The sequence below is a fragment of the Spiroplasma sp. ald genome (assembly GCF_044714355.1).
GTDB classification, from domain to species: domain Bacteria; phylum Bacillota_I; class Bacilli_A; order Mycoplasmatales; family Mycoplasmataceae; genus Spiroplasma; species Spiroplasma phoeniceum.
This window is the reverse complement of record NZ_RXFY01000048.1, coordinates 1-7,590: the sequence shown is the minus strand read 5'-3', so window position 1 is coordinate 7,590 and position 7,590 is coordinate 1. Positions and strand designations below refer to the sequence as shown.

At 28.2% G+C, this 7,590-nt stretch carries 8 protein-coding genes and 1 pseudogene; 8 read left to right on the top strand and 1 reads right to left on the bottom strand.

What is annotated here, in order from left to right; genetic code table 4:
- Nucleotides 1-590: 590 nt before the first annotated feature.
- The 8 genes and pseudogenes from thyA (at nucleotide 591) to EHU54_RS03315 (ending at nucleotide 6,836) form a co-directional block, all read left to right on the top strand.
- On the top strand, nucleotides 591-1,460 hold the full coding sequence (thyA, locus tag EHU54_RS03350; RefSeq protein ID WP_400248935.1) for a thymidylate synthase: 870 nt from the start codon (nucleotides 591-593) through the stop codon (nucleotides 1,458-1,460).
- The gene (locus EHU54_RS03345; protein ID WP_400248933.1) at nucleotides 1,460-1,942 is read left to right on the top strand and encodes a dihydrofolate reductase; all 483 of its coding nucleotides are present in this window, start codon (nucleotides 1,460-1,462) and stop codon (nucleotides 1,940-1,942) included. The genes thyA and EHU54_RS03345 overlap by 1 nt, the downstream gene beginning before the upstream one ends.
- 1 nt (nucleotide 1,943) lies before the next feature.
- Nucleotides 1,944-2,735, top strand: coding sequence for a lysophospholipid acyltransferase family protein (locus EHU54_RS03340; protein ID WP_400248932.1), 792 nt, complete (start codon nucleotides 1,944-1,946; stop codon nucleotides 2,733-2,735).
- A 19-nt stretch (nucleotides 2,736-2,754) separates the two neighbouring features.
- On the top strand, nucleotides 2,755-4,065 hold the full coding sequence (locus tag EHU54_RS03335; RefSeq protein ID WP_400248931.1) for a thymidine phosphorylase: 1,311 nt from the start codon (nucleotides 2,755-2,757) through the stop codon (nucleotides 4,063-4,065).
- Nucleotides 4,066-4,164: 99 nt separating this feature from the next.
- Nucleotides 4,165-4,926 (top strand): segregation and condensation protein A, encoded by a 762-nt coding sequence (locus tag EHU54_RS03330; RefSeq protein WP_400248930.1) that lies wholly within the window; start codon nucleotides 4,165-4,167, stop codon nucleotides 4,924-4,926.
- A gap of 5 nt (nucleotides 4,927-4,931) precedes the next feature.
- Nucleotides 4,932-5,480 (top strand): SMC-Scp complex subunit ScpB, encoded by a 549-nt coding sequence (gene scpB, locus EHU54_RS03325; RefSeq protein ID WP_400248929.1) that lies wholly within the window; start codon nucleotides 4,932-4,934, stop codon nucleotides 5,478-5,480.
- Nucleotides 5,480-6,213 (top strand): annotated as a pseudogene (locus EHU54_RS03320) (pseudouridine synthase). Before scpB ends, EHU54_RS03320 begins: the two are co-directional and overlap by 1 nt.
- 14 nt (nucleotides 6,214-6,227) lie before the next feature.
- Complete coding sequence (locus EHU54_RS03315) at nucleotides 6,228-6,836, top strand: deoxynucleoside kinase (RefSeq protein ID WP_400248928.1); 609 nt, start codon at nucleotides 6,228-6,230, stop codon at nucleotides 6,834-6,836.
- Nucleotides 6,837-6,876: 40 nt separating this feature from the next.
- Here the strand turns inward: EHU54_RS03315 and EHU54_RS03310 are convergent, their stop codons facing one another.
- Entirely contained in the window at nucleotides 6,877-7,440 is a 564-nt protein-coding gene (locus tag EHU54_RS03310; protein WP_400248927.1) for an inorganic diphosphatase, read from the bottom strand.
- Nucleotides 7,441-7,590 lie beyond the last annotated feature (150 nt).

The following is a 7,590-nucleotide window of genomic DNA, read 5'->3' as shown; positions in this document are numbered from 1 at the left end:
TAAAAGATATATTATCAAATTAATAAGGGCTATTTGTCCTACTTGCATCTTTACTTTACACTTGAAAGAATTATTTTATTATTTTAGGTCGTTAATTTATTTTGCTTGTATTGTCTTTTTAAAATCTTGTGGTGGTAATGTACTATTTTTGATTTTAAAAAACCAAACAACAAAACCTAAAATTACTAAAATATTATTTTTATTAGGTTTTTTAAAACGATTAATTTTTTTAATAATTTGTTTATCATATTGACAATTATTATCTTTTTCTTCTAATATAATTTTAGTTTTATCAATAACATTTTGTTGATGAATTGAATTGCTTAAAATATATGCATAATCAAATTCGGCTTCATTTTCATATTTGCTTCGTAGAGGATTAAATGTGCCAGGAATAAATAAACTTAATGAAAATTTAATTTTTTTAATTATTTTTTAAAAATTTATTCATTACTGCTCAAATCTTTTAGTTAGTAATATGATAACATAAAAAAATAATCTTGTTAAGATTTTTTTTATTTTTTCAGATGATTTTATTTTTAAATAAGGTAAGATTTAAGTATATGAGAATAGAAAATAGGGTGAAAATGATGGAACAATATCTTAATATGGCTCGTTTTATTTTAGAACACGGGCAAGAAAAAGATGATCGAACAAATACGGGAACAATTTCTTTTTTTGGTTATCAAATGCGTTTTAATTTAAGCAAAGGCTTTCCACTTTTAACAACAAAAAAAGTTCATTTTAAGTCAGTAGTTTATGAATTATTATGATTTATTAAAGGCGATACTAATATTAAATATTTAGTAGATCATGATGTTCGAATTTGAAATGAATGACCATATGAAAAATATCAAGCATCAGCAAAATATAATAATGAAACATTAGCTGAATTTGTTGAAAAAATTAAAACTGATGCAAATTTTGCTTCTGAATTTGGTGATTTAGGACCAGTATATGGGAAACAATGACGAAACTTTAACGGAGTTGATCAGTTAGCAAAATTATTAGAAAATTTAAAAAAGAATCCATATTCACGTCGTCATATTATTAGTGCCTGAAATCCAGCAGAAGTTGATGAGATGGCTTTACCACCATGTCATACTTTAATTCAGTTTTATGTTTCAAAAAATAATAAATTAAGTTGTCAATTATATCAACGTAGTGCTGATGTTTTTTTAGGAGTCCCTTTTAATATAGCAAGTTATGCTTTATTAACCCATTTAATTGCCCAAGTTGTTGGTTTAGATGTTGGCGATTTTGTCCATACTTTAGGAGATTGTCATATTTATAAAAATCATTTTAATCAAATTAAAGAACAATTAACACGTTCTCCGCGAAAATTACCAACTTTGAAGTTAAATCAAACCATTATTTCGTTATTTGATTTTAAATTTGAAGATATTATGTTGGAAAATTATGACTCAGCCCCATTAATTAAAGGAACTGTCGCAGTATAATGATTAAGTTATTATGAGCAATGGATGAAAATAATTTAATTGGTCAAAATAACCAATTACCATGACATTTAAGAGAAGAATTACATCATTTTAAAGAAACAACATTAGGGCAAACAATTTTATTTGGTCGATTAACTTATGAAGGAATTGGACGACCATTATCGAAACGAAAAACATTAGTTTTAACAAGACAACTTGATTATCAAATTAATCATCCGGATGTGGAAGTAGTAACTGATTTAACAGCAATTATTAATTTTTATCATCAAAATCCAAACGAAGATATTTATATTTGTGGGGGGAAAAAAAATTATGAGGCAACATTACCATATGCTGATGAATTAATCATTAGTTATATTAAGGGAAAATATCAAGGTGATACTTATTTTCCTTCGTTTGATTTAAACCAATTTACTTTAATTAAATCAAACGAATATCAGCAATTTGTAATAAAATATTATAAAAGAAAGGAACAAAGTTAAAATGTTAAATATTTGAAAAATTCTTCTGACATGACCACGATTTTTACGAACAATTACTAAGGCAAGAAGTATTAGTAAAAAAATTAAACGAGATCCAAATATTGTTTCAGAAGAATATCGTTATCATTGATTACAAAAACGAACACGCTATATGTTATGAGTGCACGATGTTAAAATAATTGTTCATGATCGTGATAATTGAATTGATAAGGGTTGTTTAATGATTGCAAATCATCAATCGAATGTGGATCCGGCATTATTATTTGCTCTAAATGATTTTAATAAAACCGCACCTTGTGCATTTATTGCTAAAAAAGAATTACAAGATAATCGAACATATCGAAATTTCTTAACATTAATTGATGTTTTATTTTTAGATCGGGAAAACCCTCGTCAGGCCTTAGAAGTTATTAAAGAGGCAAATGATTTAATTCGTGTACCACGAACAATGGTTGTTTTTCCGGAAGGAACACGAAGTTGCAGGCAAGAAATGGGAGAATTTCATGCTGGAAGTTTTAAGATTGCCCAGAAAGCACATGTTCCAATTATTCCTGTTTCAATTATTAACTCTTATCCAATTTTTAATAAAGAATTTAAAAAAAGAGGGAAAAAGTATGTTCATGTTGTGTTTCATAAGCCAATTAAGCCAGATACGTTTATGACCAAATCAACTGAATTAATTGCAAATAATGTTAAACAAATTATTCAAAAAGGAATTGATCAATATCAAGATGTTGATCATAAAAAAGCTTATGAAGAATATAAAACTTCATTAAAGAAAAAAACGACTTAAAAAAAGAAGGTATCGAATAGTGAATATTTTAGAATTAATTGATAAAAAGAAAAATGGACAAGAGTTATCACGAGAAGAAATTAGCTTTATTGTCAAAGGATATACATCAGGGATTATTCCAGATTATCAAATGTCAACTTTTTTAATGGCAATTTATTTTCAATCAATGTCAGTTACAGAAATTTCGTTTTTAACTGAAGCAATGATTAATTCAGGGGAAGTATATGATTTAACTACAATTCCTGGTTTTAAAGTTGATAAGCATTCTTCTGGTGGAGTTGGTGATAAGGTTAGTTTAATTTATGCGCCTTTAGTTGCTGCATTTGGTTTAAAAGTGGCAAAAATGTCAGGACGGGGATTAGGCCAAACAGGAGGAACAATTGATAAGTTGGAAAGTATTCCTGGTTTTAAAGTTGAACTTTCTTTTAATGAATTTAAGGATGTTATTAATAAAACAAATTTATCAATTATGGCTCAATCTGATAATCTTGTTCCTGCTGATAAAAAGATTTATGCCTTACGTGATGTGACGGCAACAGTTGATTCATTACCATTAGTGGCAGCAAGTATTATGTGTAAAAAAATTGCGACCGGTAGTGATGGAATTGTGTTAGATGTTAAATGTGGTAGTGGCGCTTTTATGAAAACAATATCTGATGCACGGAAATTAGCACAAATTATGGTTGAACTTGGAATTAAATTTAATAAGAAGATTGCTGCTGAAATTACTAATATGACAGAACCATTAGGCCGTACTATCGGTAATGCAATTGAAATTTATGAAGCATTACAAACATTACGAGGAAAAGGACCTGATGATTTGACTTACATTGTATGTGAAGCAGCAGCTTTAAGTTTATGCCAAGCAGGGCTTTTTAAAGATTTAGCAATGGCAGTTAAAGCTTGTGAAAAAAAATTACAAACAGAAGAGCCGTTAAATTACTTCCGTGCTTTTGTGAACGAGCAAGGGGGAGATTTAAGTTTTATTGATAATGATTTAACTTTAAAAGAAGTATTAAAAGTAAAAAATATAGTTGAAATTAAAGCAACCCAATCGGGATTTATGGAAATTATTGATACTAATGAGTTAGGATTATTAGCTGTTCGTTTAGGAGCTGGCCGTAATACAAAAGATGAAACAATTGATTATCATGCTGGTATTTATTTAAACAAAAAAACTGGTGAAAAAGTTGCAAAAAATGATGTTGTAATGACTTTATATACTAACCGTTATGTTACTGCCCCAGTTTATGATTGAGCACAACGAACTTTTCGAATTGTTTCAACAAAACCACCACAAGAAGAATTAGTTTATGAGATAATTCAATAAAAGTGATGCTTTAAGTTAATCACTTTTTTGTTTTAATATCTTTAATTTTTTTAAAATAGCGGTATTATTAACTAAGAAAATAAACATGGGAGAAAAAGAATGTTACATTTGCCGCGCTATGAAGTAAAACTTGATAATTTTTCAGGACCATTAGATTTATTGTTGCATTTAGTTAAAGAAAAGGAGATGGACCTTTTTGCAATTAAATTGACAGAAATTACTGATCAATTTTTAGCGTATATTAGAGAAATGGAACAATTAAATATTGAAATTGCATCAGAATATTTAACAATGGCAAGTTATTTAGTTGAGACAAAAACAAAATTAGTGTTACCAAAAGAAGAAGTTGAAATTGATGATAATTATGAAAAAGATACTCGTGATGAACTAATTAATCGTTTACTAGAATATAAAAAAATTAAAGAAGTTAGTCAATATTTTAAAGATCAACATCAAGAGGGAATTCGCTATTTGTCAAAATCACGAACAATTATTAAAGGAAATCAAATTAAAGAAGAAGATTTACCATTATCGCCAAAAATTAATATTGATAAATTAACTAATAGTTTTTTAAAAATGTTAGAACGAATTAATGCAGCAAAACCATTAGAATCAAATGTTGTTATTACTGAAGTTTCTCCAGAAGAAATGGCGGAGCGAATTATGGCATTATTAGCGCAAGATGATAAAGAATGAACATTAGAAGAATTGCTAGGTAATTTTACTTTATCATTACAAGTTTTTGTTGCTTGTTTTATTGCTTTGTTAGATTTAGCTCGTTATCAAAAAATTGAAATTGAGCAATACCAACATTTAGAAGCAATTTACATTAGACCATACTTACAGAAAGAGGGGAATTAAATTAGATGAATTTAAATGAAAAAATGGCTGTTTTAGAAGGACTATTATTTATCAGCGGTGATGAAGGAATTAATTTAAAAGAAATTGCTCATATTCTTGAAATTTCTGTTCCTGAGTGTGAGGAGGTTTTAGCAAAATTAAAAGTAGAATATCAAACTAATAATAATCGTGGATTAACAATAACATCTTTTGCTGATAAATATCGCTTAGCAACAAAGCAAGAATATTATCAATTTTATTTAAAATTAGCTAATAATAAAATAGAAGCACGTTTATCACAAGCAGCATTAGAAACATTAGCAATTATTGCCTATCGTGGACCCATTAGTAAACCAGAAATTGAAGAGTTACGGGGAGTTAATTCTGACAGTGTTATTAACAAATTACGCGTACGTGATTTAATTGATGAAGTTGGTAAAAGCGAATTACCAGGGAAACCAATGACATATCATATTACTGAAGAATTTTTAAAAGTTTTTAATTTAACTTCTTTAGCAGATTTACCACAAATTAAGGAAACTGTGATAGAAAAAGAACAGGATTTATTTAAATAATGGAACGCTTACAAAAAGTTATTGCAGCAAAGGTTATTGTTCACGACGAAAAGCAGAAGAATTAATTATTCAAGGACAAGTTAAAGTTAATAATATTGTGGTAACAACGTTGGGTACTAAAGTTAGCAAAAATGATCAAATACAGATAAACAATCAAATCCGTACGAATAAAAATGCAAATAAGGTTTATTTGATGTTGAATAAACCACGAAATTGTGTTTCAACGATGTTATGAGCACCGCAACATCGCAAAACAGTTTTAAACTATGTTAAGTGTTTCAGAGCGAATTTATCCGGTGGGTCGTTTAGACTATGATACTAGTGGGCTTTTGCTATTGACTAATGATGGAGAATTTACTAATATTATTACACACCCAAGTCATATTATTAATAAGACATATCATGTTTTGGTTTCTGGTTATCTTTCAAAACAACAACTACAAAAATTAGCAACAGGACTTGAAATTGAACCATGAATTATAACAAGCAAAGCGCAAGCAAAATTAGTAAAATATGAAGAAGCAAAAAATGTTTCGATTATTCTATTAACAATTCATGAAGGCAGAAAACATCAAGTTAAAAAAATGATACAAGCATTAGGACATGAAGTTATTAAATTGCAATCGGTTTTTTACAATTAGATGAAACATTAAAGCCTGGTGAATGACGTTATTTAAAACCCAAAGAAATTAAACGTTTTTTTGGAATAGCATCACACTTAAAAACAAAATAAAGGAGAAAAAAACAATGCGGATTACATTAGCAGGAGTTGTTGGAGTAGGGAAATCAACTGTTAGTAAGCTATTGGGAGAAAAACATCATTATATGGTAATGGATGAGCCAGTTGAGGAAAATCCATATTTAGATCAGTATTATGCTGATCCAAAAGATATGGCTTTTAAAATGCAAGTATATATGGTAATGGCGCGTAGTAAACAATTAAAACAAGCAAAAATAACATCTAATATTATTTTTGACCGTAGTATTTTAGAGGATCCAATTTTTGTTGATGTCTTATATGAACTAGGATATATGAATACAACAGATTATAAAGTTTATAAAGAATTTTATGATGTTGTTGTTTTACAAAGTTTATATTTAGATGAAAACATTAAACCAGAATTAGTTGTTTATTTACGAGTTGATCCAGAAATAGCAATTGAACGAATTACCAAAAGAGGCCGAGCTAGTGAACAAAACATTGGCAGCGCTTATTGAACATTATTAAACCGAAAATATGAGGAATGATATGAACGCTCAAAAGATAAGTTTAATTTTTTAGTTATTGATGCCAATCATAAAACACCAGAAGAAATTGTTGCCATAATTTCAGAAAAATTAATTGAAAAGAAATAAGACAATAAAAAAAACTAGTGTTGACACTAGTTTTTTTTATTTAAATTTGCCCTAATCCTTTTTCTTTTCAAATTTTCATTACAGCATCTTTTCCTTTTGTTTCTAAAATATCTTTGTATTCTAAATAACGTTCTTGACATTCTTTAATTTCTTTTAAAGCTTGGTCTAAGCCACTTCAACCATTAATTTTAACTTCTTTTTTTTGCAAAGTTTTATATTGTAAAAAGAAAGTTTTAATTTCATTTCGTATTGCTAATGGAACATCTTCTAAAGTTTGAATATGATTAAAACGCGGATCATCAGCCATCACAGCCATTAATTTTGTGTCAATTTCCCCGTTATCAATCATATTAATTGTTCCTAAAATACGAACATTGATTTGACAACCAGGAATTGTGGGGTAAGTGCTTAATGAAATTACATCAAGGGGATCACCATCTCAATCTAATGTGTTTTCAATAAAACCATATTCTCCTGGATAAAAATTAGCACCATATAAAACCCGGTCTAAAACAATTCGTCCTGTTTTAAGATCATATTCATATTTATGACCAGACCCCTTAGGGATTTCAACGATAATTGGTAAAACATTATTTTTACTCATTATTTTTCTTCCTTTCATTACTTTCCTAATTATTAATATAGCATAGAAAGGCAAATAATGTTATGTCTTTTTAAAATCCTTTTTATTTTTTGCAGTAAAGTCAAATAAAAGTATTAGACTTCTTGCATAACCTATTAAAATAATTGTAAA